At 65.5% G+C, this 24,486-nt stretch carries 19 protein-coding genes and 3 pseudogenes; 3 read left to right on the plus strand and 19 right to left on the minus strand.

What is annotated here, in order from left to right; genetic code table 11:
• Positions 1–4 precede the first annotated feature (4 nt).
• The 3 genes and pseudogenes from CKW46_RS18245 to CKW46_RS18255 all read right to left on the minus strand — a co-directional run.
• Entirely contained in the window at positions 5–1,525 is a 1,521-nt protein-coding gene (locus CKW46_RS18245; protein ID WP_015356072.1) for a sensor histidine kinase, read from the minus strand.
• Positions 1,525–2,268: a response regulator transcription factor gene (locus CKW46_RS18250; protein WP_051045874.1), complete on the minus strand. Its 744-nt coding sequence runs from the start codon at positions 2,266–2,268 to the stop codon at positions 1,525–1,527. Before CKW46_RS18250 ends, CKW46_RS18245 begins: the two co-directional genes overlap by 1 nt.
• 892 nt (positions 2,269–3,160) lie before the next feature.
• Positions 3,161–3,319, minus strand: a pseudogene (locus tag CKW46_RS18255) (NfeD family protein); the annotation flags it as partial.
• A 57-nt stretch (positions 3,320–3,376) separates the two neighbouring features.
• Here CKW46_RS18255 and CKW46_RS18260 point away from each other — a divergent pair.
• Complete coding sequence (locus CKW46_RS18260) at positions 3,377–4,327, plus strand: Rv1486c family protein (protein WP_117436026.1); 951 nt, start codon at positions 3,377–3,379, stop codon at positions 4,325–4,327.
• 6 nt (positions 4,328–4,333) lie between these two features.
• Here CKW46_RS18260 and CKW46_RS18265 read toward each other — a convergent pair whose 3' ends face one another.
• The 9 genes and pseudogenes from CKW46_RS18265 to CKW46_RS18305 all read right to left on the minus strand — a co-directional run bounded on the left by CKW46_RS18265 (position 4,334) and on the right by CKW46_RS18305 (position 13,396).
• Positions 4,334–5,356: a ferrochelatase gene (locus CKW46_RS18265; RefSeq protein WP_482052234.1), complete on the minus strand. Its 1,023-nt coding sequence runs from the start codon at positions 5,354–5,356 to the stop codon at positions 4,334–4,336.
• 6 nt (positions 5,357–5,362) lie between these two features.
• Positions 5,363–6,172 (minus strand): NADH-dependent enoyl-ACP reductase InhA, encoded by an 810-nt coding sequence (inhA, locus tag CKW46_RS18270; protein ID WP_015356077.1) that lies wholly within the window; start codon positions 6,170–6,172, stop codon positions 5,363–5,365.
• 78 nt (positions 6,173–6,250) lie between these two features.
• The gene (gene fabG1, locus CKW46_RS18275) at positions 6,251–7,018 is read right to left on the minus strand and encodes a 3-oxoacyl-ACP reductase FabG1 (RefSeq protein ID WP_011739633.1); all 768 of its coding nucleotides are present in this window, start codon (positions 7,016–7,018) and stop codon (positions 6,251–6,253) included.
• A gap of 114 nt (positions 7,019–7,132) precedes the next feature.
• Positions 7,133–8,139, minus strand: a pseudogene (locus CKW46_RS18280) (VWA domain-containing protein).
• Positions 8,140–8,173: 34 nt separating this feature from the next.
• Complete coding sequence (locus tag CKW46_RS18285; protein ID WP_482053440.1) at positions 8,174–9,085, minus strand: DUF58 domain-containing protein; 912 nt, start codon at positions 9,083–9,085, stop codon at positions 8,174–8,176.
• A 59-nt stretch (positions 9,086–9,144) separates the two neighbouring features.
• Positions 9,145–10,260: a chaperone MoxR1 gene (gene moxR1, locus CKW46_RS18290; protein ID WP_011739630.1), complete on the minus strand. Its 1,116-nt coding sequence runs from the start codon at positions 10,258–10,260 to the stop codon at positions 9,145–9,147.
• A 198-nt stretch (positions 10,261–10,458) separates the two neighbouring features.
• Positions 10,459–11,178: an NlpC/P60 family peptidoglycan endopeptidase RipB gene (gene ripB / locus CKW46_RS18295; RefSeq protein WP_011739629.1), complete on the minus strand. Its 720-nt coding sequence runs from the start codon at positions 11,176–11,178 to the stop codon at positions 10,459–10,461.
• 25 nt (positions 11,179–11,203) lie between these two features.
• A complete protein-coding gene (ripA, locus tag CKW46_RS18300; RefSeq protein WP_015356080.1) occupies positions 11,204–12,613 on the minus strand; it encodes an NlpC/P60 family peptidoglycan endopeptidase RipA in 1,410 nt (469 codons plus the stop codon).
• Between the two features lie 231 nt (positions 12,614–12,844).
• A complete protein-coding gene (locus CKW46_RS18305; RefSeq protein ID WP_015356081.1) occupies positions 12,845–13,396 on the minus strand; it encodes an Rv1476 family membrane protein in 552 nt (183 codons plus the stop codon).
• Positions 13,397–13,698: 302 nt separating this feature from the next.
• Between CKW46_RS18305 and CKW46_RS18310 the strand changes: the two genes are divergently transcribed.
• Both CKW46_RS18310 and CKW46_RS18315 read left to right on the plus strand, forming a co-directional pair.
• Positions 13,699–16,518 carry an aconitate hydratase gene (locus CKW46_RS18310; RefSeq protein WP_015356082.1) on the plus strand — a complete coding sequence of 940 codons (2,820 nt, stop codon included), beginning with the start codon at positions 13,699–13,701 and terminating at the stop codon, positions 16,516–16,518.
• A 9-nt stretch (positions 16,519–16,527) separates the two neighbouring features.
• Positions 16,528–17,091 carry a TetR/AcrR family transcriptional regulator gene (locus CKW46_RS18315; RefSeq protein ID WP_011739625.1) on the plus strand — a complete coding sequence of 188 codons (564 nt, stop codon included), beginning with the start codon at positions 16,528–16,530 and terminating at the stop codon, positions 17,089–17,091.
• Between the two features lies 1 nt (position 17,092).
• Here CKW46_RS18315 and CKW46_RS18320 read toward each other — a convergent pair whose 3' ends face one another.
• The 7 genes and pseudogenes from CKW46_RS18320 to CKW46_RS18350 form a co-directional block, all read right to left on the minus strand.
• Positions 17,093–17,284: a helix-turn-helix domain-containing protein gene (locus CKW46_RS18320; protein WP_011739624.1), complete on the minus strand. Its 192-nt coding sequence runs from the start codon at positions 17,282–17,284 to the stop codon at positions 17,093–17,095.
• Between the two features lie 84 nt (positions 17,285–17,368).
• Positions 17,369–18,997 (minus strand): ABC-F family ATP-binding cassette domain-containing protein, encoded by a 1,629-nt coding sequence (locus CKW46_RS18325; protein ID WP_482052235.1) that lies wholly within the window; start codon positions 18,995–18,997, stop codon positions 17,369–17,371.
• 24 nt (positions 18,998–19,021) lie between these two features.
• The gene (locus CKW46_RS18330) at positions 19,022–19,831 is read right to left on the minus strand and encodes an enoyl-CoA hydratase (RefSeq protein WP_020724991.1); all 810 of its coding nucleotides are present in this window, start codon (positions 19,829–19,831) and stop codon (positions 19,022–19,024) included.
• Between the two features lie 83 nt (positions 19,832–19,914).
• Positions 19,915–20,244 carry a thioredoxin gene (gene trxA / locus CKW46_RS18335; protein WP_041299304.1) on the minus strand — a complete coding sequence of 110 codons (330 nt, stop codon included), beginning with the start codon at positions 20,242–20,244 and terminating at the stop codon, positions 19,915–19,917.
• 66 nt (positions 20,245–20,310) lie between these two features.
• Positions 20,311–20,667 (minus strand): thioredoxin family protein, encoded by a 357-nt coding sequence (locus CKW46_RS18340; protein ID WP_117436008.1) that lies wholly within the window; start codon positions 20,665–20,667, stop codon positions 20,311–20,313.
• A gap of 94 nt (positions 20,668–20,761) precedes the next feature.
• A complete protein-coding gene (locus CKW46_RS18345; RefSeq protein ID WP_482052236.1) occupies positions 20,762–22,741 on the minus strand; it encodes a heavy metal translocating P-type ATPase in 1,980 nt (659 codons plus the stop codon).
• 406 nt (positions 22,742–23,147) lie between these two features.
• Positions 23,148–24,350 (minus strand): annotated as a pseudogene (locus CKW46_RS18350) (ISAs1-like element IS2404/ISMul1 family transposase).
• Positions 24,351–24,486: the final 136 nt, after the last annotated feature.

Below are 24,486 nucleotides of genomic sequence, written 5' to 3' on the forward strand. Positions count from 1 at the left end.
GCGTTCACTCAACGCCACCGGCCACCGCCAGCGGCAAAGTGAGCCGGAATCGTGCACCACCCTGGTGCGGTAGACAAACCAGCTCGCCCCCGTGTGCCCGGGCCAGCGCCCGCGCGATCGGCAAACCCAGGCCCGCACCACCATGGTCGCGGGTGCGCGCGGCATCGAGTCGCACCAAGCGCTCGAAGATGCGGTTGCGCGCGTCGTCGGGGATACCGGGGCCGGTGTCGGTGACGGTAACCGTGGCCACTCCTTGGCCGGCCCGCAGATCGATGGCGATGGCTCCCCCGGCCGGGGTGTATCTGCGCGCGTTGTCGAGCAAGTTGGACAGGATCTGCGCCACCCGAGTCGGGTCGGCCGCAACGGTAAGCGTGCCAAGCCCGGACCGGGTCACGGTGATCTGCGGCGCCAGCATCGTGGTTCGCTGGCTTTCGGCGTCGACGATCTCGGCCAGGTCGGTGTCGTGGCGATCCAGCGGCAGCCCCGCGTCGATACGGCTCAGATCCAGCATGTCGGCGACGAGCCGTCCCGCGCGACGCGCATCAGAGAGCAGCAGGCTGGCGCGGCGGTACTGGCCGCGCGCTGCGGGATCTTCCTGCTGCTGCCCGGCGCTGCTGGCGAGTTGTTCGGCGGCGACCTGCATCCCCGCGATCGGAGTGCGCAGTTCGTGGGCGGCATCCACGAGAAACTGCCGCGTCGCGTTCTCGGCGCGCTGCGCGGCCGTAGCGGCCTGCTGGGCACGCAGCTCTGAGTCTTCCAGCGCATCCAGCATTCCGTCGAAAGCGCTCGCGGCCCGGCCGAGTTCGGTATCGCCGCGGCTGGGGCGCAGCCGGCGACCGCGATCTCCGGTGGTGATGTCCTTGGCCAACGCCGCGAGCCGATCCAGCGGCGCCAATGCCGCCCGGCTGACCAGTACCAGTAGCAGTGCCGCCACTACCAGGGTCACCAGCCCGGCACCGATCATCAGCTGGCGCAGCTGGCGGGTCACTTGAGTGGTCTGCGTGGTGTCGGCGACCAGGATCAGTCGCGAACCATCCGGCAAGGTGTGTACCGCCGCCGTGGCGGTCGCATCCGGCCGCGGTCCGGGCGGCGGTCCCCCAGGTGGAGGGGGAGGCGGCGGCGGGGGGCCATGAGGACCCTGGTGCCCCCCGGGCGGAATCAGGGGCGGAGGGCCGGGCAGCGCCGGGACGGCGGGGCCCGCGGTGGTGTCCGGGCTGATGTTGGGGTCCCCGTAGGTAGCACCGTCGGCTGTCACCAGCAGCGCGCGCACGCTGCCGCCGTTGATCTCGGCGGCGATCAGTTCCGGAGAGGTGCCCACCGAGGCCAGCGCGTCGGCGCGCGAGGTGGCCGCCAGCAGCAGATCGTGCAGATTCCGCCGAGCCTGCAAGCCCAGGCTGACGTCGATGGTCACACCCAGCACCACCAATAGCACCGCCAGCAAGGCCACCACCAGCAGAATCACCCGTCGCTGCAGCGACGGGGTGGGGGTTTCGGGATCGCCCGGGGATTCGAGCTCCTCGGCCATCATGACCTCGGCGGCTGCAACCGGTAGCCGATGCCTCGGACGGTCTGCACAATTCGTGGGCCATGCGCTTCGAGCTTGCGGCGCAAGCTGCTGACATGCACCTGCACCAGGTTGGCGTCGTAGGCGTCGTAGCCCCACACGGCATTGAGGATCTGCGTGGCGCTCACGATGCGGCCGCGTTGTTGTACCAGGAAGTCGAGCAGTCGGAGTTCGGTGGCGGTCAGGTCCAGCTGGTGGCCGTCGCGTGCAGCGACCCCAGCCTCGCTGTCCAGCATCAGATCGCCGACCTGAACCACCCGGGGCAGCCGACCCCGGCGGCGCAGAACCGCGCCCACCCGCGACACGAGTTCGGCGAGCTCGAACGGTTTGACCACATAGTCGTCGGCACCTCCGTCGAGACCGCGCAGCCGGTCGGGCAGACCGTCGCGGGCGGTGATCAAGACGATGCCGATATCGCCCCACTCGCGGATGACGTCGATGAGGGCAAATCCGTCCCGACCCGGCAGCATCACGTCGAGTACCACCAGGTCGGGCCGTAGGCCCTGCAGAACTTCTTCCAGTCCTTCTCCATCGGAGCGGGTGTCGGTGTGGTAGCCGACGTCGGCCAGGGCCTCGTTGACCATTTCGCGGATGGTCACGGAATCCTCGACCACCAGCACTCTCGGCGCGCCGACACTGAATTGGTCCGTGCGGCTCGCAACCTGGCGATTGCCGGTGTGGTCGGTTCGTGAACGATCGGTCATGGCCCCATTGTTAACGCGTGGTCCTGAGATCAATCTGAAGCGCCGCACGTTTCTTGCGATAACCGACAATCTGGGTGCCGATCCGACCGCCGCAACCACCCGGTCCGGTCTCGGCGGTGCGGCGCGCTCGGCATTCTTCAGTTCCACTTCAAGTTCGGAAATTAGCGTCGCGATCACCGACAACGACGGAGTGGAGATCGCCATGAGTGCACAAGACAGCAACACGACCCCAAACATCGGCGCCCAGGCGCCAGGCCAGGGCGCCGCCCCGCCACCCGCACCGCCCGCCCCGGCCGCGCCGGTGCCGCCCGCCCCGCCCGGACATCAGCAGCGCCGCTTCTCGACGGGGATGCTGGTGGGCTCGGGCCTGCTGGGCCTACTCGTTGGTGCGATGGGAACCGCGGGCGCGGCGCTGTTTCTTTGGGCGTTTGCCTTCGGACCTCCCCCGCCTCCGGGGCCAGGCGGCGGGGGCCCGTCCATGAGATGGCACCAAGCGCCTCCGCCCGGACCGGGCGCGCTGCGGGGTCCGATGCCCGGGGGACCGCCCCCGATGCCGGTGCCGCCGGCGGGCCACGCCTTCCGGGGCGGTCCGCCGCCGGGGGCACCGGGGCCCGGGCAACTCCCCGGGGCACCAAAACCACCCGCGCCCGGGCAGTTGCCGGGCGGCCCGCAATCGCCTGCGCCGACACCAGCACCCGCAACACCAGGTGCGCATGCCTGAGGGTGGCGGGACAACGACATCCTAGCGGGTGATCATTGGCCGCAAACCGGTGTCCCCGCCCCGGTCGCGATGCACGACATCTGCGACCGGGGCGGGGTTCGTCGTAGTACCCCCGGCGCACCAACTGATAAACAATTGTTTACAATCGTAAACGTACATTTAGCGACCGATGATCGAACCGCGCGCCCACAGCGGCCAGTCCGTCAGCCAGCTGATTCCCGAAGCAGCCAAAGCGCCACCACTGAGCATCAGCAAAAACATGTCGCCGGTCAACGCCTCGGCTCCGGCGAGCACCAACGCTGCAATCAGCCAGATCAGCGCGACAGGCATGGCCACAGGATACGCGTGATCCGCCTTAGCCGCGGCGAACAACTACACTGCGAGACCATGTGGTGTCCGAGTATTTCGCTGTCGATGTGGGCCAATGCCTGGCTCGCGGGCAAGGCCGCGCCCGACGATCTTTTGGACGCGTTATCACTCTGGGCGCCAACACAATCGGTTACCGCGTATGATGCCGTCGCGGCGGGCCATACCGGATTGCCGTGGCCGGACGTGCACAATGTGGGTACGGTGTCGCTGCTGCAGACACTGCGTGCCGCGGTGGGCAGGTCGACGGCGGCGGCGCCGCCGACGCCCGACGGGTTGTTCGGGACCATCAACGTGGTGCTGCCGGTACCGGGTGATGTACGGGGACTTTCGGCTGGAACGCAATTCGCGCGTGGCGCGCTGGCCTCCGGCGAAGCGCTGATCGTCAGCAATCCCGATGATCCCGGCACCGCTATCGGACTGGTCCCTGAGTTCTCTTACAGCGATGCGGATGAAGCCGCAGATGACGAGACGGGGACACCCGAATTGTCTGCACTGGCCTGGACGGTGTACTCGCTACCGGGAGCCCCGGCCTTCGATCACTACGAACTCGCCGACGCCGAATATGCACTGCGTTCGGCTGTGCGTTCAGCTGCCGAAGCATTGAGTGCCATCGGATTGGGATCGGCAGCCAGCGACGTGGCCAATCCACGCGGTTTGGTTGAGCAGATGCTGGAATCATCACGGCAACACCGCATCCCCGACCACGCACCGTCGAGAGCGCTGCGGGTGCTGGAGAACGCCGCCCATGTCGACGCGATCATCGCAGTCAGTTCCGGGCTCAGCCGACTGCCCGACTCCGCCCCGGAACACATGGCACACCGGATGGTGGCCGGGCTGGAGCCGGTGGGAACGCAATCGTCGTCGGAGGTTCAGATCGCCACCGACGCGCTGCGGCCGCTCAACGCCGTGGTGCGTTCGGCACGGATGGCCGCGATCAGCGCGATCCTGCACTCAGCCTGGTCTGACTGACCGCAATCAGGCCCCCTGAGGTGCTGTTTCCCGCGCGGCGCAATGTGGTGGGCGGCACGGCTCGCCGTTGACGCCGGCCAGACATCCGGACACGGGATCCGGGCCGCCGACTCGCGCCGGCTCACCACCGCTGCGAAGTTCCTCGATCAAGCCCCGGGCCAGCCGCGCGAATCGGCGATCGGCATTCGGCGTGGCGGCCCGGGCAAGTGCGATCCCGGCATCCTGCGCCTGAGCCCGCAACTCAGCGTCGAGATCCCACACCACTTCGATGTGATCGGCGACAAATCCAATGGGACAGACGATCACGGCTTTGACCCCGCCGGCGCGCAGCATCTCGAGATGGTCAGCGACATCGGGCTCGAGCCACGGAACCTGGGGCGGTCCTGATCTCGACTGCCAGGCCAGATCGTAGTCGTCATATCCCGCCGCCGCGGCGACCAGGCTTGCGGCATAGGCAACTTGGCGACTGTAGAGCCCGGGCCCACAGCGCCGATCCGCGGCCACCGGAATCGAGTGCGCGGTAAACACCAAGCGGGCGCCTTTCGGCACCGTTGCCGCAGCAGCCGCAATGGCATCGGCGAACATCTCGACAAACAACGGATGATCGAAATAGCTTCTGAGCTTCACCAGTTCGGGCGCATCCGGCCCGGCGGCCCGACGCGCTCGGGCAATGTCCTCGACGTACTGAGTGCAGCCGGAATACCCGCTCCAGGCCGAGGTGGCGAAAACCGCCGCTCGTTTAACACCGTTGTCACGCATCGCCATAACGGTGTCCTCGACGTAGGGCTCCCAGTTGCGGTTGCCGAAATACACTGGCAGGCCAACTTCGGCGCGCAGCTCGGTGACTAGCGCCCGGTTGATGCCGTTGATCGGCGACACCCCGCCGAAATACATATAGTGCTCCGCCACCGCGTCGAGCCGCTCGGGCGGCACTCCGCGGCCGCGGGTCACGTTCTCCAGGAACGGCCGCACCTGCTCCGGACCTTCCGGCCCGCCGAAGGACAGCAGCAGGATGGCATCAAATTCCATTGCCCGCTACAGCAATTGAGTGTGTGCGCCACCATCGGCGAAGATGATGTCGCCCGTGGTCGCCGGGAGCCATTCGGACAGCACCGCACACACCGTCTTGGCGACCGGCGTGGGGTCCTTCATGTTCCATCCGACCGGAGCTCGTTGATCCCAGCCATCTTCGAGCAGCTGAATCTGTGCGCCGGCTTCCTCGCCGAGCGCACCGCCGACGATCGCGCTCATTGCCAGGGTCCGGATCGGTCCTGCTGCAACCAGATTCGAACGAACGCCATACTTGCCAGCCTCGCGCGCGACAAAGCGGTTGACCGACTCCAGCGCACTCTTGGCAACCGTCATCCAGTTATAGGCCGGCATCGCCCGAGTGGGATCGAAGTCCATACCGACGATGGAACCGCCGGGATTCATGATCGGCAGCAGCGCCTTGGCCAGCGAAGCATAGGAATACGCGGAGATGTGGATGCCCTTGGAGACGTCCTCGTAGGGCGCATCAAAGAACGGGTTGATGCCCATTCCGCTTTGCGGCATGAAGCCGATCGAGTGCACCACGCCGTCGAGGTTGTTGCCCTCCCCGATCACCTCGGTGACCCGACCCGCCAGGCTGGCCAGATGATCTTCGTTTTGCACGTCGAGTTCGATCAGCGGAGCCTTCTGCGGCAACCGGTCCACGATGCGCTGGATCAGCCGCATCCGGTCGAAACCGGTCAACACCAGTTGGGCACCCTGTTCCTGGGCCACCCGGGCGATGTGAAACGCGATCGAGGAGTCGGTGATGATCCCGGAGACCAGGATCCGTTTGCCTTCCAGCAGTCCTGCCATGTCCGTCCTTCGTGTTGTGGTTCGGTTAGGTCGTGATTCCTTCAGGTCGTGGCCGAAGCCTTCGCCTCATGGGTGGACTCAGTGGCCCATACCCATGCCGCCATCGACGGGGATGACCGCACCGGAGATGTAGCTCGCATCCTCGGAGGCCAGAAAGCTGACCACCCCGGCGACCTCGGCGGCGGTGCCGACCCGCTTGGCCGGGATGAACTGCAGCGCCCCCTCCTGAATCCGCTCATCCAGCGCGCGGGTCATATCGGTGTCGATGTAGCCCGGCGCCACCACATTGGCGGTCACATTGACCTTCGACAGCTCGCGGGCGATCGAGCGCGCCATCCCGATCACGCCTGCCTTGGAGGCGGCGTAATTGGCCTGGTTGCCAATCCCCCAGCTACCGGAGACCGAACCGATGAAGATCAGCCGGCCGAACTTCTTGCGCTGCATGCTGCGAGATGCGCGCTGAGCCACCCGGAATGCCCCGGTGAGGTTGGCATCGATAACCTTTTCGAACCTCTCCTCGGTCATCCGAATGAGAAAGGCGTCCGCGGACAGGCCGGCGTTGGACACCAGCACCTCGACCGGGCCCTGGTGCTCCTCGACCTCTTTGAACGCACGGTCGACGGCGTCGTTGTCGGTGACGTCACACTCGACGCCGAACAGCCCCTCGGGAGCCCCGGATCCGCGGTGCGTGACGGCCACCCTGTGACCATCGGTGGCCAGTCGCTGCGCGATCGCCAGACCTATCCCCCGGTTTCCGCCCGTCACCAGGACTGAGCGGGATACGAATGCGGGTTTGCCGCCGTCGGCGGCACTTTCGGTGTTTTGCTCGGTGGCCGTATCAGTCACCCCGCCAACCTAGCGCCTCACCACCGCAAGCCTGTAACCGGCTGGTCGCCAACGAGACGCCCCGGCGCATTTTCTGCCCCGGATTGTGCCCTGCGCTACGTTCGCGCGCCAGAGCTAGGTCGGCAACCGGCGGTTGATGAGCAGCGCGGCCAGCGCCGCTGCCACCAAGACGAGCGCGCCCAGACGCAGCCAACCCATGCTGGCGTCGCCTCTGATCGTCTCGTACCCGATCTGCTGCTGCAGCGAGGCGTAGACCGAGTTCAACTCGGCCAGGGTCGCGGCGTTGTAGGAGTTTCCGCCGGAGAGCTGGGCGACTTTCTTCATCGTCTCGTCGTCGACGGGCACCGGCTGGCGCTGATCGTTGATCTCGACAAAGCCGTAGGGGGTGCCGAAGGAGATCGTCGAGATCGGAACACCCTGGTCCTTGGCCGTGCGTGCGGCGGTATAGGCGCCCTTGGGGTTGTCCGGATTGGTCGGCATCGTCTCCTTGCCGTCGGAGAACAGCACGATGCGAGCCGGCGGTGGTGTGTCGCCACCACCGATCACCGCTCCGACGGTGGCGATGGCCTGCAGGGCCGTGAAGATCGCTTCCCCGGTGGCGGTGCGGTCGGCGAACTGCAGCTTGTCGAGCGCGGCCTTGGTCGCCTCCCGATTGGTCGTCGGCGAGACCAGGACCGTCGCGGTGCCGGCGTATGCGATCAGCCCAAGGTTGATCCCGGGGGTCAGCTCGTCGGCGAACTGTTTGGCGGCCTCTTGGGCCGCGACCATGCGGTTGGGCTCGACGTCGGTGGCCCGCATCGACTGCGATACGTCGATCACCAGCATGACCACCGCGCGGTTGCGTGGAATCCGGACGTCGTGCGTCGGCCCGGCCATGGCGACGGTGAACAGCACCAACGATAGAGCCAGCAGCATCGCCGGAATGTGACGGTAGCGCGAGGGTCGCTGGGGGCCACGCTCTCCAGCAGCTCCATGTTGGCGAACCGCAGCATCCGCTTCTGGCGCGCCAGTTGCAGCACGACGTAGACCGCGATCAACCCGGCGACGACCAAGAGGAATAGGAAGAACCAAGAGTGTGCAAAGCCGGACAGCGTCATCGGCCCCAGCAACGGCAATGTCATAACAGACCTGTCTCAACGTGCATGAGCGTTGGTGTCACCGGCGCCCCGCGATTGCCCCACGCCGGCGGGAGGTGACGAAACGGACGATGTCGGCGATCCAATCGCGGTCGGTGCGAAGCGACATGACCGGTGCCCCGCAACCGCGGATGGTGCGGACCACGTCGGCCCGGTGCGCCGCGGCCGCCCGGGCGAAGTCGTTCTGCAGCTGGGCATCGATGGTGAACTCACGGGTCACCCCGGTTTCGGCGTCTTGCAGCACCACGTCGCCGATGTCGGGCAGTTCGACATCGCGTGGATCGAGCACTTCGATGGCCAGCACCTCGTGCCGAGCTGAAATCGCCCGCAGCGGGCGCATCCAATTGATCGGCCCCAGGAAGTCGCTGATGATCACCGCCATCCCGCGACGGCGCTCCGGACGGCGCAGCGCATCGATGACGACGGCCAAGTCGCCGCGCACCCCGACCGGCGCCTTGGGTGTGGTCGCGATGGTGCGCAACATCGTCTGCAGATGCTGGCGCCCGGATCGCGCCGGCACCCGAGTGAGCGTGGCGCCGTTGGAAATCAGGGCGCCAAGCCGGTTGCCGCCACCGCTGTTGAGGAACGAGATGGCCGCGGCCGCCGCTACCGCAAGGTCACGCTTCTCGCACACGGCGGTACCGAAGTCCAGGCTGGCCGACATGTCGACCACCAACCAGGTCTCCAACTCCCGGTCGGCAATCATCTGCCGTACGTGCGGTGTGGTGGTACGGGCGGTAACCGACCAGTCCATCCGCCGTACGTCGTCGCCGGGCTGGTAGATGCGGGATTCGCCCGGCTCGCTCCCCGGCCCCGGGAGCAGGCCCAGGTAGTCGCCATGCAGCACGCCGTCCAGCTTGTGGCGGACGGCCAGCTCGAGCGTTTTCAGCGCCGCCGCCAGCTTGGGGTCATTGATGTCCCCGCGCTGCATCGACGGCGGGTTGACGACACGTGGCCCAACCGCCTCTTGAGCCACCGGGACCGAATCGCTCACCGACCGCCAGCCGCCGCGGCGGCCTGCATCACCGGCGGCACCGAATGACCTTGCTGCGGTACCGCATTCACCTGCGGCAGGGCAACCGTCTGCAGGACCCGGTTGATCACGATCTCAGGCGAAATCTCGTCGGCCAGTGCGTCGTAGGTCAGCACCAGGCGGTGCCGCAGCACGTCGGGAACCACCTCGATAATGTCTTGCGGGATCACGTAATCGCGGCCCCGGACCAGCGCCAGCGCCCGGGACGCGGCGATGATGCCCAGCGACGCGCGCGGTGAAGCACCGAACGCGATCCAGGTCTTGACATCGTTCATGCCCAGCTGCTCGGGCTGGCGCGTTGCCATCACCACGCGGACGACGTAGTCGACCAAAGCGTGGTGTACGAAGTTGTTGGCGGCGATGTCCTGGAGCCGCAATAGGTCACCGGTGCCCAGGATTTGCTTGGGCTGCGGCGGGGTGACGCCCATCCGGTAAATGATCTCCCGCTCTTCCTCGGGTGTCGGGTAACCGACGTTGATCTTGAACAGGAAGCGGTCGCGCTGCGCCTCGGGCAGCGGGTAGACACCCTCCTGCTCGATCGGGTTCTGGGTCGCCATCACCAGGAAAGGGTTGGGCATCGGGAAGGTCTTCCCGCCGATCGACACGTGCCGCTCGGCCATGACCTCCAGCAGAGCCGACTGGACCTTTGCCGGCGCCCGGTTGATCTCGTCGGCAAGCAGGAAGTTGGCCACCACGGGGCCCAGTTCGGTGTCGAACTCCTCCTTGCCCTGCCGGTAGATACGGGTACCGACGATGTCGGTCGGCACCAGGTCGGGCGTGAACTGGATACGCGCGAACGACCCGCCGACCACTCGGGCGAAGGTCTCCACCGCCAGCGTCTTGGCTACCCCGGGAACACCCTCGAGCAGCACATGCCCTTTGGCCAGCAGGCCGACCAGCATCCGCTCCACCAGCTGGTCCTGGCCGACGATGATCCGCTTGACCTCGAAAATTGCCCGCTCGAGGGTGTGTACCTCGGCGGCCAGCCCGTCCGGGCCACCCGAAGGCGCCTCATGGGCCGGTGGGGCCGAATGCCCACCCGGACCCGAGTAACCGCCACCTGCTGATGTCATCAACAACCCTCCACCGCTCGATCAGACACGACTGCTGACACGACTAAATTCGCGGGGCAGCGACGTGCCCGCGTTCAACTATTCCAGGCCTCCTGGATTCCGTCGACGCCGCGGTTGCCGACCGGCAACCGTAACCGGCGCACCACGCCCCGCTCCGCCTCAGGCGCCCGGGCCCGCTAACCGGGCGGCACACCTGACTCAGTACTCGATGATCCTAGTCACGAAGGGGGTCATGCCGGCCTTGCGCACCGGGCTCACCGTGACTTTGCCCGCGCTTCCGGATGCCTCCAGCATTTGGCCGTTGCCCAGATACATGGTCACGTGCTGGCTGCCCCCCGGGCCGTAGAAGATCAGGTCGCCGCGCCGCGCCTGATCAGGAGAAATATGCCGGCCGGCGTTGTACTGGTCACCGGAATAGCGTGGGATCAGCACGCCCACCCCGGCGAAGGCGTAACGCATCAACCCCGAGCAGTCGAAACCGACGGTGTTGGCACCGGAGTCGACGCCCTTGCTGGGGCCCTGCAGGCTGCCGCCGCCCCAGGAATACGGGACCCCCATCTGCGATCCGCCCCGACGGATCACGTACTCGAGCGCCTGCCGGCCGTAAACCCGCGGGATCCGGTTTGCTCCGGTATTGGCCGCACTGGGCGCGGGACTACCGCCCAGATTGATCCCGAGCCCGCCGAGAAACTGCCGGCCCAAGTCCAAAGTGGTCTGGGTGGCCTGGGCGGTGGCCTGCAGCGAAGCATTTGCCATGGCAAGCGCGTCCCCGGGTGCACCCGCGCTGGCGGTTGCCGGCAAGGTGGGATCCCATCCGCCCGGATCGGCGTCAGCCGGCGCTGACACCACGACCATCAGAGCTGCCACCGCCAGGGTTATCCAGGCCAGACCGAGTAGGCGAAATCGCTTGTATCGCATGGGACCTCGATAACTACTCATCGTGCTAGTACTCGATGTAGCGGACCACGAAGGGCGTCATGCCGCTGGTGCGCACCGGCGCAACCCGTACTTTCAACCCGATGTCGGGGGCTTCGAGCATCTGACCGTTGCCCAGATAAAGGGTGACGTGCTGGCTGCCGCCGGGTCCGTAGAAGATGACGTCGCCGCGGCGCATCTGCGAGGTTGGGATCTTGCGGCCCAGGTTGTACTGCGAACCCGAGTAGTGCGGCAGCTTGATTCCCACCCCGGCGAACGAGTAGAGCACCAGGCCCGAACAGTCGAAGCCGGTGATACCCGCCCCGGAGTCGATTCCTTTACTGGGTCCCGCAGCATTACCGCCGCCCCAGGAGTAGGGCACTCCGATCTGCGCCATTCCGCGACGTATCACGTATTCGGAGGCCTGTCGCCCATAGACCCGCGGAATCCGGGTAGCGCCCGTTGCGGCGTTGGTGATTCCGGTGTCGGTGGGCTTGAGGATGCCCAACTGCTGCAGGAAGTTTCGCCCCATGTTGGCCGTGACCTGCGCAGATGTTGCCGAGATGCCCAACACCTGGTTAACCACGGCGATCGGGTCGCCGGGGATGTTGGCACTGGGCATCTGAGGCAGCGTGGGGTCCCAGCCGTCCCACCGGCGCCCGTTGCCCGGTCTCGCCCCGGGATCCCACATCGCCCCCGGCGGCGGACCTTCTGCACCAGCCGAGGACCAGGCAACCAGCCTGGCGGCCTGCAGCTTGGCTTCCGCTTCATCGCGTTCGGCGGCCAGGCGATTGACTTCCTCGCGCTGTTGGTCGAACTTGCGTTGGGTATCGGTGAGCGCCGTCACGGCCGCGTCCTGGCTGGTCTTGGCGTCTTCGGCGGCCTTGTCGGCCTTCTGCTTGGCCAGCCGCGAGGCCGATTCCTTGTTGACCTGCCGGGTCCGCGCCCGCTCCAGATTCGCCATGACGGTCTGCGCACTCGCGGCCAGGGTCTTGGCGGCGGTCGCCGCCGCGATGATCTCGTCGGGACTGGTCGCGGTCAGGTAGCTGTCCGACGGGCCATTCATATAGGTGGCGGCCGCGAACGTATCGAACCGGTGTTGGGCCGCGGCGATGGCCGCATTGGCATCTTTGACCGCTTGCTGGCTGGCCTCGAGTTCGTGCTCGGCGGCGGCGGCCTCATCCCGGGCCGTCTCCACGGCGACCATCGCCTTGTTGACGCCCTCCTGCTCGAGCTCAACGGCGGCGCTCAGGTCGTCCAGCCGCTGGTTCGCCCGTGCGACGTCGGCGATCAGCGCGGCGATGGAGTCGGTTCGGGAATCAGCATTGGCCACCGCTGGAACCGTTACCAGCAGGGCAACACTGACCACCGAGGGAATGGCCGGTCGGACAAGTCTTGCTGCCGATCTCGAAGCTGAGCTACGGCGGGTCCGTCTCATTGGTCAGGTCTCCTATGGCTTAAACCGGACGGACGGCGCCTGTTGGTACGGAAAGCGCCAAAAACATCACAATCACCATTCGCACCGTACGTCACACTTGACGCAAAGGAAACGTATGTCACAAAGTGCGCCCGCTACGTGCGTTTAATGTGACCGAACGGTTATCTAGCGCGTTTGCCACCGGCAGACGGAGTAGATCCGCGCAAATGCCAGAAATGCCCTTCTAGCTGGCTAAACCCCTGGGTCAGCCAGCTCGGCCACCGCCTGGGCAACCTCGGGAGAGGTTGCTGATCGCCTGGCGCGCAGCTGCATGAACCGGGTTCCGACCGCTGCCGCGAGCACCCCAATCAACAAAAAGATTGTCAACCCGGTCCAGGGAAACTCGGGTGTATCGAGCTCGTTCAAAAAGTTCTGTGCGGACTGGACGGCGTTGCCCGTCTTGGAATGGTCCTCCCCCGCCTCCAGGGTGACGCGTGGGAACTCCTTGCTGTAGCTGCCGACATAGCTCGGGCTCAGCGCTAGCACCGTCACATCCGGGTAGTCGGCGCCGACGACGGTCGCGATGTCCCGCAGGGGGGTGTCGTTGGGAGGGTTGTGGTCGATCAGCACGATCTTGAGATTGATTCCATCGTGCTGCGCTTGGCTGACCACCTCTACCAGTCCGGGCAGTGCCTCGGGTGGAGCGCTGACGCCGATCGCGGCGACCTCGGCCTTGACCGCCGCCATGTCGACGTCCTGCGGGATGTAGGCCGGCAGGAACGGGATAGTTTCTGGTCCGCTCATGACGTCCTTTCTGCCGCGTTGGCCCACGGGTTCGGCTCGCGCGCCGGACGGCCGGATGATGCCGTCCCACCCGGGTGAATTCCGGCTACCGCGGCCACCCTAGCCTGACAGTAGGCAGGTCGTGGGGCCACCTCCCGCGGTCGAGTCGAAAAATGGGGTTCCACCACGCGCCCCGCGCGACAAGACTGACAGTGCGAGTGCCAACGCAATGCAGGACAAGCGTACTGTTAATGTTGCTTTGCGCATTTGAAGCCCCGTCGACACGGCCCGTTGGCGGGAGAATTTAATCCTTGGGAGTTGATGTGACCAGCAAAGATTCTGTGAACTCGTTCGGAGCCCGCAACACCCTCGAGGTCGGCGACAAGAGTTACCAGATCTATCGTCTCGACGCCGTCCCAAACACCAAGAAGCTTCCCTACAGCCTCAAAGTGCTCGCCGAGAACCTGCTGCGCAACGAGGACGGCAGCAACATCACCAAGGATCACATCGAGGCCATTGCGAACTGGGACCCGCAAGCGGAACCCAGCATCGAAATCCAGTACACTCCCGCCCGCGTTGTGATGCAGGACTTCACCGGGGTGCCGTGCATCGTCGACCTGGCAACCATGCGTGAAGCCATCGGAGATCTCGGCGGCCAGCCCGACAAGGTCAACCCGCTGGCCCCCGCCGACCTGGTGATCGACCACTCGGTGATCGCCGACCTGTTCGGTCGGGCCGACGCCTTCGAGCGCAACGTCGAGATCGAATACCAGCGCAACGGTGAGCGCTACCAGTTCTTGCGCTGGGGGCAAGGCGCTTTCGACGACTTCAAAGTGGTGCCTCCCGGCACCGGCATCGTGCACCAGGTCAACATCGAATACTTGGCCAGCGTGGTGATGGACCGTGACGGCGTGGCATATCCCGACACCTGCGTGGGCACCGACTCGCACACCACCATGGTCAACGGCCTCGGCGTGCTGGGCTGGGGCGTGGGCGGCATCGAAGCCGAGGCGGCGATGCTCGGCCAGCCGGTGTCGATGCTGATCCCGCGGGTGGTCGGGTTCAAGCTGACCGGCGAGATCCAACCCGGCGTCACAGCCACCGACGTGGTGCTCACCGTCACCGAAATGCTGCGCAAGCACGGCGTCGTCGGCAAGTTCGTCGAGTTCTACGGCGAGGGCGTGGCCGAGGTGCCATTGGCCAACCGCGCCACGCTGGGCAACATGAGCCCCGAATTCGGTTCCACCGCAGCAATTTTCCCGATCGACGAGGAGACCATCAAGTACCTCGAGTTGACCGGTCGCTCCGCTGAGCAGGTGGCGCTGGTTGCGGCCTATGCCAAGGAACAGGGCATGTGGCACGACCCCAAGCACGAGCCGGTGTTCTCCGAGTACCTCGAACTCAACCTGTCCGACGTGGTGCCGTCCATCGCCGGGCCCAAGCGCCCGCAGGACCGAATCGTCTTGTCCGAGGCCAAAGGCACCTTCCGCGAACAGATCACCCACTACGTCAGCGACGACTCCTCCGCACACGACCAGCACTCGAAACTGGACGAGGTAGTGGAGGAAACCTTCCCGGCCAGCGACCCCGGGCAACTGACCTTCGCCAATGACGATGTCGCCGCCGTCCACTCCGCGGCCGCGCACGCCGATGGCCGGGTGAGCAAGCCCGTGCGGGTGCGCTCCGATGAACTCGGCGAGTTCGTGCTCGACCACGGCGCGGTGGTGATCGCCGCGATCACCTCCTGCACCAACACCTCCAATCCCGAGGTGATGCTGGGCGCCGCGCTGCTGGCCCGCAACGCCGTCGACAAGGGGCTGACCTCCAAGCCATGGGTGAAGACCACCATGGCGCCCGGGTCTCAGGTGGTCAACGACTACTACGACAAGGCCGGGTTGTGGCCGTACCTGGAGAAGTTGGGCTTCTTCCTGGTCGGCTACGGCTGCACCACGTGCATCGGCAACTCCGGGCCGCTGCCCGAAGAGATCTCGAAGGCCGTCAACGACAACGACCTCTCGGTGGCCGCGGTGCTGTCGGGCAACCGGAACTTCGAGGGCCGGATCAACCCCGACGTCAAGATGAACTACCTGGCCTCGCCGCCGTTGGTCGTCGCCTATGCGCTGGCCGGCACCATGGACTTCGACTTCGAGAACCAGCCGCTGGGCACCGACAAGGAAGGCAAAGACGTCTTCTTGCGTGACATCTGGCCGTCGCAGCAAGACGTCGCCGACACCATCGCCTCGGCGATCAACCAGGAGATGTTCACCAAGAACTACGCCGACGTGTTCAAGGGTGACGAGCGCTGGCGCAACCTGCCCACCCCCAGCGGCAACACCTTTGACTGGGACCAGAGCTCGACCTACGTGCGCAAGCCACCGTACTTCGAGGGGATGGCCGCTGCCCCCGCTCCGGTCAGTGACATCACCGGCGCGCGGGTGCTCGCGCTGCTTGGCGACTCGGTGACCACCGACCACATTTCCCCCGCCGGCGCAATCAAGCCGGGCACCCCGGCCGCCCAGTACCTCGACGAGCACGGCGTGGCACGCAAGGACTACAACTCCTTCGGGTCGCGACGCGGAAACCACGAGGTGATGATTCGCGGCACGTTCGCCAACATCCGGTTGCGCAACCAGTTGCTCGACGATGTCTCCGGCGGCTACACCCGCGACTTCACCCAGGATGGCGCGCCGCAGGCCTTCATCTACGACGCGGCGCAAAACTATGCGGCACAGAACATTCCGCTGGTGGTGCTGGGCGGCAAGGAATATGGTTCCGGTTCGTCTCGCGACTGGGCGGCCAAGGGAACGCTGCTGCTGGGCGTGCGGGTGGTGATCGCCGAGTCGTTCGAGCGTATCCACCGCTCCAACTTGATCGGCATGGGCGTCATTCCGCTGCAGTTCCCCACGGGGCAGTCGGCATCGTCACTCGGCCTGGATGGCACCGAGACCTTCGACGTCACCGGTATTGAAGAGCTCAACTCCGGCAAGACTCCCAAGACGGTGCATGTGAAGGCCACCAAGGACGGTGCCGACCCGATCGAGTTCGACGCGGTGGTGCGCATTGACACTCCGGGTGAGGCCGACTACTACCGCAACGGCGGCATCCTGCAGTACGTGCTGCGCAACATGCTGAAGTCGGGCTAGCCCCGAACCGTGCCCAAGGTCAGCGAGGACCATCTGGCGGCCCGCCGCCGCCAGATCCTCGACGGCGCTCGCCGTTGCTTTGCCGAGTACGGCTACGACAAGGCCACGGTCCGGCGTCTGGAACAGGCGATCGGCATGTCGCGCGGTGCGATCTTCCACCACTTCCGGGACAAGGACGCACTGTTTTTCGCGCTGGCACATGAGGATGCCGAGCGGATGGCCGATGTCGCATCCCGCGAAGGCCTCATCCAGGTGATGCGTGACATGCTGGCCGCGCCAGAGCAGTTCGACTGGCTGGCCACCCGGCTAGAGATCGCCCGCAAGCTGCGCAACGACCCGGAGTTCAGCCGCGGGTGGGCGGAGCGCTCCGCCGAGCTGGCGGCCGCGACCACCGATCGGCTACGTCGCCAGAAGCAGGCCAACAGGGTGCGCGACGACGTTCCCAACGAAGTGTTGCAGTGCTACCTGGACCTGGTTCTTGACGGGCTGGTTGCACGACTGGCATCCGGGGAGGATCCGCAACGGCTCACCGACGTTCTCGACTTGGTGGAGAACTCGTTGCGCCGCAGCTGATTTAGCGCGGCCGGGAACGGTGATTGGGCCCGCCGCGGCTACGCATCGTGGTACCGGATTCCCGCAGCATGCTGTGAACGGATCCGTACGAGCGGCCGGTGTTGGCAGCCAGATTGCGAATGCTGGCACCGGCTTCGTAGGCGTGGCGCAACTCATCCAGCAGCTGATCGCGCGTCTTCTTTGACTTTCGCATGGGCACCTCCATCGCTCCCCGGCACCTAGCGTAGAAACCCGCTGCCGCCAAAGGGCCACTTTGGACGAAATCGCCTGGCGCTATTCAGGCCAGCTCGATGAGGTCCCGGTACTCGTCGGACCAGTAGTCCTCGGTCGCGTCGGGCAGCAGCACCACGCGCTGGGGGTCGAGCGCCTCGGCCGCACCAGGGTCGTGTGTCACCAGCACCACCGCGCCCTGATAGCTGCGCAGCGCATCGAGGACCTGCTCGCGCGAGGCGGGATCGAGATTGTTGGTCGGTTCGTCGAGCAGCAGGACGTTCGCGGTGGAGGCCACCAGGCCGGCCAGCGCCAACCGGGTCTTTTCCCCACCGGAGAGCGTGCCGGCCGGTTGGTCGAGCTGCGGACCGGTAAACATGAACGCACCCAATAGCCCGCGCAACTCCTGCTCGCCGGATTCGGGTGCGGCGTGGCGAATGTTCTCCCAAACGGTCGCGTCGTTGTCGAGCGTGTCATGCTCCTGCGCGAAATAGCCGATCCGCAAACCGTGTCCAGGTTCCAGCCCGCCGGTATCGGGGTGCTCCACACCGGCCAACAAACGCAGCAGCGTGGTCTTACCGGCACCGTTGAGACCGAGCACGACCACCCGCGACCCCCGGTCGATCGCCAAGTCGACGCCGGTGAACACTTCCAGCGACCCGTAGGTCTTGCTCAGCCCCTTGACTACCAGCGGCACCCGGCCGCAGGCGGCCGGAGTGGGGAACTTGATTCGGGCCACCTTGTCGGCCACACGTTCCTCATCGAGCGCGGCCATCATCCGGTCCGCCCGGCGCAACATGTTCTGGGCGGCAACAGCTTTGGTCGCCTTAGCGCCCATCTTGGCAGCCTGGGTCCGCAGCGCGGTGGCCTTACGTTCGGCGTTAGCGCGTTCCCGGCGGCGACGTTGCTCGTCGGTAGCCCGGGCATCGAGGTACTTGTGCCAGCCCATGTTGTAGACGTCGACCTCGCCCCGAACGGCGTCCAGGAACCACACCCGGTTGACGACATCGGCGAGCAGCTCCACATTGTGGCTGATGATGATCAGCCCACCGGTATGCGCTCGCAGGAAATCGCGGAGCCAGCCAACCGAATCCGCGTCGAGATGGTTGGTCGGCTCATCGAGCAGCAAAACGGTGGACGAACCCGCGCCGGTGTCCGATGCCGCGAACAGGATGCGGGCCAGCTCCACCCGGCGGCGCTGGCCCCCGGACAAGGTACGTAGCTGCTGGGTGAGCACCCGTTCGGGCAGGCCGAGACTGGCGCAGATGCGGCTGGCTTCGCTTTCGGCGCCGTAACCGCCCAGCGCCACGAACCGCTCCTCGAGCTGGCCGTAGCGGCGGATGGCGCGGTCGCGGGCAGCGTCATCGGCCACCTCGGCCATCAGTGCCTGCTGTTTCTCCAGGTCGGTGAGCAACACGTCCAGGCCGCGGGCCGACAGCACCCGATCGCGAGCCAGCACTTCGAGGTCGCCCTCTTTCGGATCCTGTGGCAGGTATCCGATTTCACCGGCTCGGGTGACCGAACCAGCGTACGGTTCGCTCTCCCCCGCCAGGATGCGCAAGGTTGTCGTCTTGCCCGCTCCGTTGCGGCCGACCAGACCGATCCGATCGCCAGGTTGCACCCGCAAGTCCGGGCAGTCAGGCGAGAGCAGGATACGCGCGCCAGCGCGGACCTCCAGGTCCGTGGCCGTGATCACGATCTCTCTCCCTGCGTTGTGGTGTTACTTGTCATCGGTGAAAACCGCCGGCCGCTTCTCGGCGCGTGCGGCCACCGCTTCTTCGAAGTTTGCGGTCAGCAGGCGGACGAAGAGCTGGCCCAGCCCCTCGGCCTGCATGTGCCCCTCCAGGCTAGCGGCGTCTAGTCCACTCCACAGTGTGCGTTTGGTCAACTCAATTCCCGGCCTGGAGAAGGCCGCCATTCGTGCCGCGATCGCGTAACAGGTGTCCAGTAGCTGACCATCGGGCACCCGGCAGGACACCAGACCAATCCGCTCGGCTTCCTCCGCGGTGACATCGCGGCCGGTCAACATGATCTCGAAGGCGCGCGAGGACCCGATGGCCCTGGGCAACAGGTAACTCAGGCCCAGCTCGCTGGCGGTCAGCCCATTGTTGATGCCGGCGGCCCGGAAGTACGCGCTGGCCGCGGCCACCCGGACATCGGCGGCCAACGCCAGGCATAGTCCCCCACCGATGGCCGGCCCGTTGACCGCGGCGATCACCGGCTGATGCAAACGCCGCAGCATCAGGATCACTTCGTCGAGCAGCTCCATCGAACGCAGCGCGTATGTCGGCCGGGTCAATCCCCCAACGTTCGGAACGGCGCCCGCTGACTTGTGATCAGCGCCAGACGAGAAGCCCCGGCCAGCCCCGGTCAGCACCACCACCCGCACCGAGTTGTCGTAGCTGACCTCCTCGAGCACCTCCTTGAGCGGCACCATGACGTCGAAGGCCATGGAGTTCATCCGCTCGGGCCGGTTGAGGGTGACCAGCGCAATGTCTGGACGCGGGTGCTCTAACAGGACCAAAGACACCCGTGAACGGTATCGCGTAGGGCCACAGCACCGCGCGTAATGCCACCATCAGCGCACCGGGGCTGCTGGCACGCTGCCAGCCGTCAGACGACTTCGTAGGACTTGAGCTGTCCTACCAGGTCCTCGAGAGCCGCCGCGGGCAGCGCGCCGGGTTGGTTGAACAGCAGCTTGCCCTTCTTGAAGGCCATCAGCGTAGGAATGGACCGGATCTGGGCGGCCGCAGCCAGCTCCTGCTCGGCCTCGGTGTCAACCTTGGCGTACACGACGTCGGGGTGAGCCTCCGAGGACGCCTGGAACGTAGGCGCGAACGCGCGACACGGGCCGCACCAGGAGGCCCAGAAGTCGACCAGCACCATGTCGTTGTCGTTGACGGTTTCGCTGAACTTTGCAGCTGTTAAGTCTTGGGTAGCCATGTCAGCCATAACGCCGCGGCGGGGCGGGTTTGTTCCGGTCGAGCCTGCGGCGAACGCAAGCGGGGGCTAGAGCAGGCCCTTCTGGGCTACCGCCGGCTCGATCCGGTACTCCCGTAGGTGCCGCACCAGATCGTCCATGACCGCGGGGTTGGCGATGCCGGCTTGTTTTAACACCAGCTTGCCCTTCTTGAACGCCATCAATGTGGGCAGGTGTTTGACCGCCGCGGCGGAGACCAGCTCCTGCTCGGTCTCAAAGTTGACCTTGCCGTGCACGATGTCGGGGTGCTTGTCCGAGGACCCCTCGTAGGTGGGAGCGAAAACGTCACACGGTGCGCACAACGGCGCCCACACGTAGACCAACACACTGTCGTTTCCGTGGACGGTTTGCTTGAAGTTCGCTGCCGTCAGATCTTCGGTGGCCACTGGTTTCCTCACCCATCGCGCGTCGGTCCGGCATCGAGCCTACGTCGAGGGCAACCGCAGAGTTGTCCGCTTTGACCGCTTGGCTCACCAGCGCCTAGCGCACCGGCGATGCCGCGGCTCGCCAGGACCGGTTGGTCAGCACCCGCATGCCGTTCAGCGCCACCAGCACGGTGGACCCTTCGTGACCCGCTACCCCCAGCGGTAGCGGCAACTGCCCGAACAGATCCCACAACACCAGCACACTGATGAAGGTTCCCGCGATGAACAGATTGGCGGTGACCACACGACGGGCCTGACGAGCCAGTCCGATCAGGGTCGGAATGGTGTGCAGTTCGTCGCGCACCGTGACGCCGTCGGCCGTCTGCAACGTCAGATCCGCGCCGGCACCCATGGCGACCGATGTGTGCGCCGCAGCCATGGCGGGCGCGTCGTTGACACCGTCGCCGACAACGAGCACCCGATGACCGCTGGCCTGCAGCGCCTGAACGGCTTCCACCTTCTGCTCGGGCAGCAGTGCGGCGCGTACGTCGGTGATCCCGGCGTGCTGTGCGACTCGTTGGGCCGCGCACGGGTTGTCGCCGGTGAGTAGCACCGGCGGGGCTGAGGTCAAGGCGGTCAGGGCCGCAACCGACGGTGCCGCATCCGCACGAACCTGGTCGGTGAGTCCGAGCACCCCGATGGCGACGCCGTTACGCAAGACGATGGCCGCGGTGGCACCGGCCTCCAGGATCGGGGCTAGTTCGGGCAGCGGGGCGCCCCGATAGCTGTGCGGGCTGCACACCTCGACAAACTCACGGCCGACGCTGGCCCGGACTCCGCGACCGGGCAGGGCGCGGAAGTCCTCGGCCCCCGGGATGGTGATACCACGCCGACGCACCTCCTCCACGATCGCCCGGCCCAACGGGTGCTCGCTGGATTGTTCTGCGGCAGCAGCTAATTGAAGCAATTTCTTGCTACCGACATCGGCACTAAGCGGCTCGACGATGGCCAATTGCGGTAGCCCGAATGTCAATGTTCCGGTCTTGTCCAAAGCGACCACGCCGGTGTCGGCAAGGTGCTCCACGACAATCGCGGATTTGACCAGTACTCCGTGCCGACCGGCATTAGCAATCGCCGAAAGCAACGGCGGCATGGTCGCCAGTACAACTGCGCACGGGGAGGCAACGATCATAAATGTCATCGCGCGCAACAAAACCACCTGCACCGGGGTACCCAACATCAGCGGAATGGCGATCAACGCAAGCGTGGCGATGACTACACCGATGGAGTAGCGCTGTTCGATCTTTTCAATGAACAGTTGAGTTTTGGCCTTGGTCGCCGACGCTTCGGAAACCAGCTCGACGATGCGGGCCACTACCGTTTGCGACGGGTCGCGGGTGACCAGCAACTGCAAGACCCCTGAGCCGTTGACGGTGCCGGCGAACACCTCATCACCACGGCCCTTGGCAGCCGGCATGGACTCGCCGGTGATAGAGCATTGGTCGACTTCGGAGCATCCCGACAGCACCGCACCGTCGGCCGGTATGCGCTCGCCCGGGCGCACCACGACCCGATCGCCGACCACCAGCTCACTGGCCGCCACCACCTGCTCGTTGCCATCGACATCGAAGACCGTCGCCTGCTCCGGCGCCAGGTCTAATAACCCTTTGACCGAGTCAGCGGTGTGCTTGGTCGCGACATCATCGAGTGCGCCGGCGGTCGCAAAGATCACGATCAACAGCGCCCCATCGAAGATCTGCCCGATTGCCACGGCTCCGATTGCGGCCACGATCATCAGCAGATCCACGTACAGGGCCCGATTCCGCAGCGCCTGGGCGCCGGCCCAGGCCGAACCCCATCCACCGGCCAGATAGCAGGCCAGATACAGCGTCCACCACACCGGCTCCGCAGCGCCGTTGAGCTGGGCCACCAGCCCGGTCAAGAACAGCGCCAGCGCGATTCCCGCCCAACGCACCGACATGACCGACCACAGCGCGGCACGCCAAGTCAACGGTCGAACGCTGGTGCTTGGAATGCGATCCGACCGATCTGACGAAGCCTCGGCAGCACTCACTTCAAACGCGGTCAAAGTCATTCCGGCGGCCTCACAGAGGGGTGGGAGTTCGTCAGGATGAACCGAGTCTAGGGACGCCAAGAACCCGGGAAAATCTCGATTGCATTGCGGTATGCGATTGAATTGGTCACTGCGACAAGGCAAGCCGCAATGTAAACGAAGCCGGCTTATGTCCGGCATCCTTCGTGAGCCCTAAACCGGGGACTCAGGGCAACCTCCCGCACCCATCTTCTTGGCCTCAGATGCCGCCTGAATTGCATCCTTGTTCATGCAATTTCAGCCGGGAAAGGATGCGCAATGGGCAAACAGATCCGGCAGAACTGCGGTAAAATTCTTCGGCCGCTGACGCTTCATACTGGAGGTGCGCGATGTCATTCGTGATTGCAGATACGCAGTGGGTGTCGGAGCAGGGCTCCGGCGTTGTTGATTAGCAGGCTTGTGAGCTGGGGAATTGTGGATTGAGGAGGTCTAGGCGGCGGTTGGCGGTCAAAGCGGTGATCCGGCAGGCTTCGGCGATGTTGTCGGCGCCGTTGAGGCGGTGCAGATTGATCGCGGTGTTGCGTAGCGTTGCTAGGACCTGTGCGCCGTTTCCGGTATGTGCCCTTTGACGGTCTTCGTCGAAGGTGACGTCGCGTATCCAGTGCAGGCTGTTCTCGATTCCCCAGTGTTGACGCATCCAGGTCATGATCGCGGTAGGGCGGGCGTGCTCGAACGGCAGGCTGCAGATGGCATAGACCACCTCCACGCTGCGCTGGTCGGTGGCGGTGATCAAACGTTCACGAGTGATCCGGATGATTTGTTTTGCGTAGGGGAAGCCGATTCCTCGTACAGCGGTGATGATTTGCAGGGTGCGGGTCTCGACACGGCCGTGGCCGCGGGAGTCGTCGGTAGCGGCTGCGGGCACCTCGGCCCAGGGCAGCGCGGTGATACGCGCAAGTATTTTGGCTTGGTTGGACTTGACGATCATCAGGTAGTGCGACTTCAAGGTGGCGCAGATCAACTTCGCGGTGACGACCTGGGTATGCATCGCATCCACAGTGACCAGCCACCGCAAGCTACCCGGCAGCAGCGTGAGCAGGGCACGTACGCAGGGAATTTCATTGCTTTTCTCGGCGACAGCGAGTTGACCGAGCACCAATCGGGCACGGTAGGCGAACACCGACACGAGATGCGTGGCTGTCGCTTTGGCGCGTAAAGCACCACGCAGCATCTTGCCGTCCAACGCGATCGGCACCAATCCACTGGGGTCGCTGCTGGCCACGTGTGCAGTGAAGTAACTGCCCATCCTGGCGTTGAGGTCGGCGGGGTCTAGCCGAGACAAAACAGCGCGAAAGGTCTTCTCACTGGGCCGCCGGAACCGGACCCCTAATTAGGCCAACACATCATCGGGAGCGGTGGCCGCCCATGTAGCAAAACCAGCATAGCCGCGCATCCCCGCGGCAGTGGCCAGAACCGCGATCGCCAACAAAGCCATCAGCGAATACCTCCGACCGCGTGGGTCCCTCGGGTCTGGCACCGAGGCCAACACATCGAGAAACTCCGATCCGATGAGCTCGCTACGCTCACCAGGACTCCAGCGGTCGAACACCTCTGGAACCGACGACACAGGCAATACTGAAACGGTAGGCACGGGCAACTCCAGACCAACGACGAACAGTAACCAACTCGATCGTTCTCCAGATAGCCCGTGCCTACACTCCGGCCCCAATAGCGCGGCACCAAAGATCATCAACCCAGCTCACAAGCCTGCTAATCAACAACGCCGG

The sequence above is a fragment of the Mycobacterium liflandii genome (genome assembly GCF_022354805.1).
In the GTDB taxonomy this organism is placed as follows: domain Bacteria; phylum Actinomycetota; class Actinomycetes; order Mycobacteriales; family Mycobacteriaceae; genus Mycobacterium; species Mycobacterium marinum.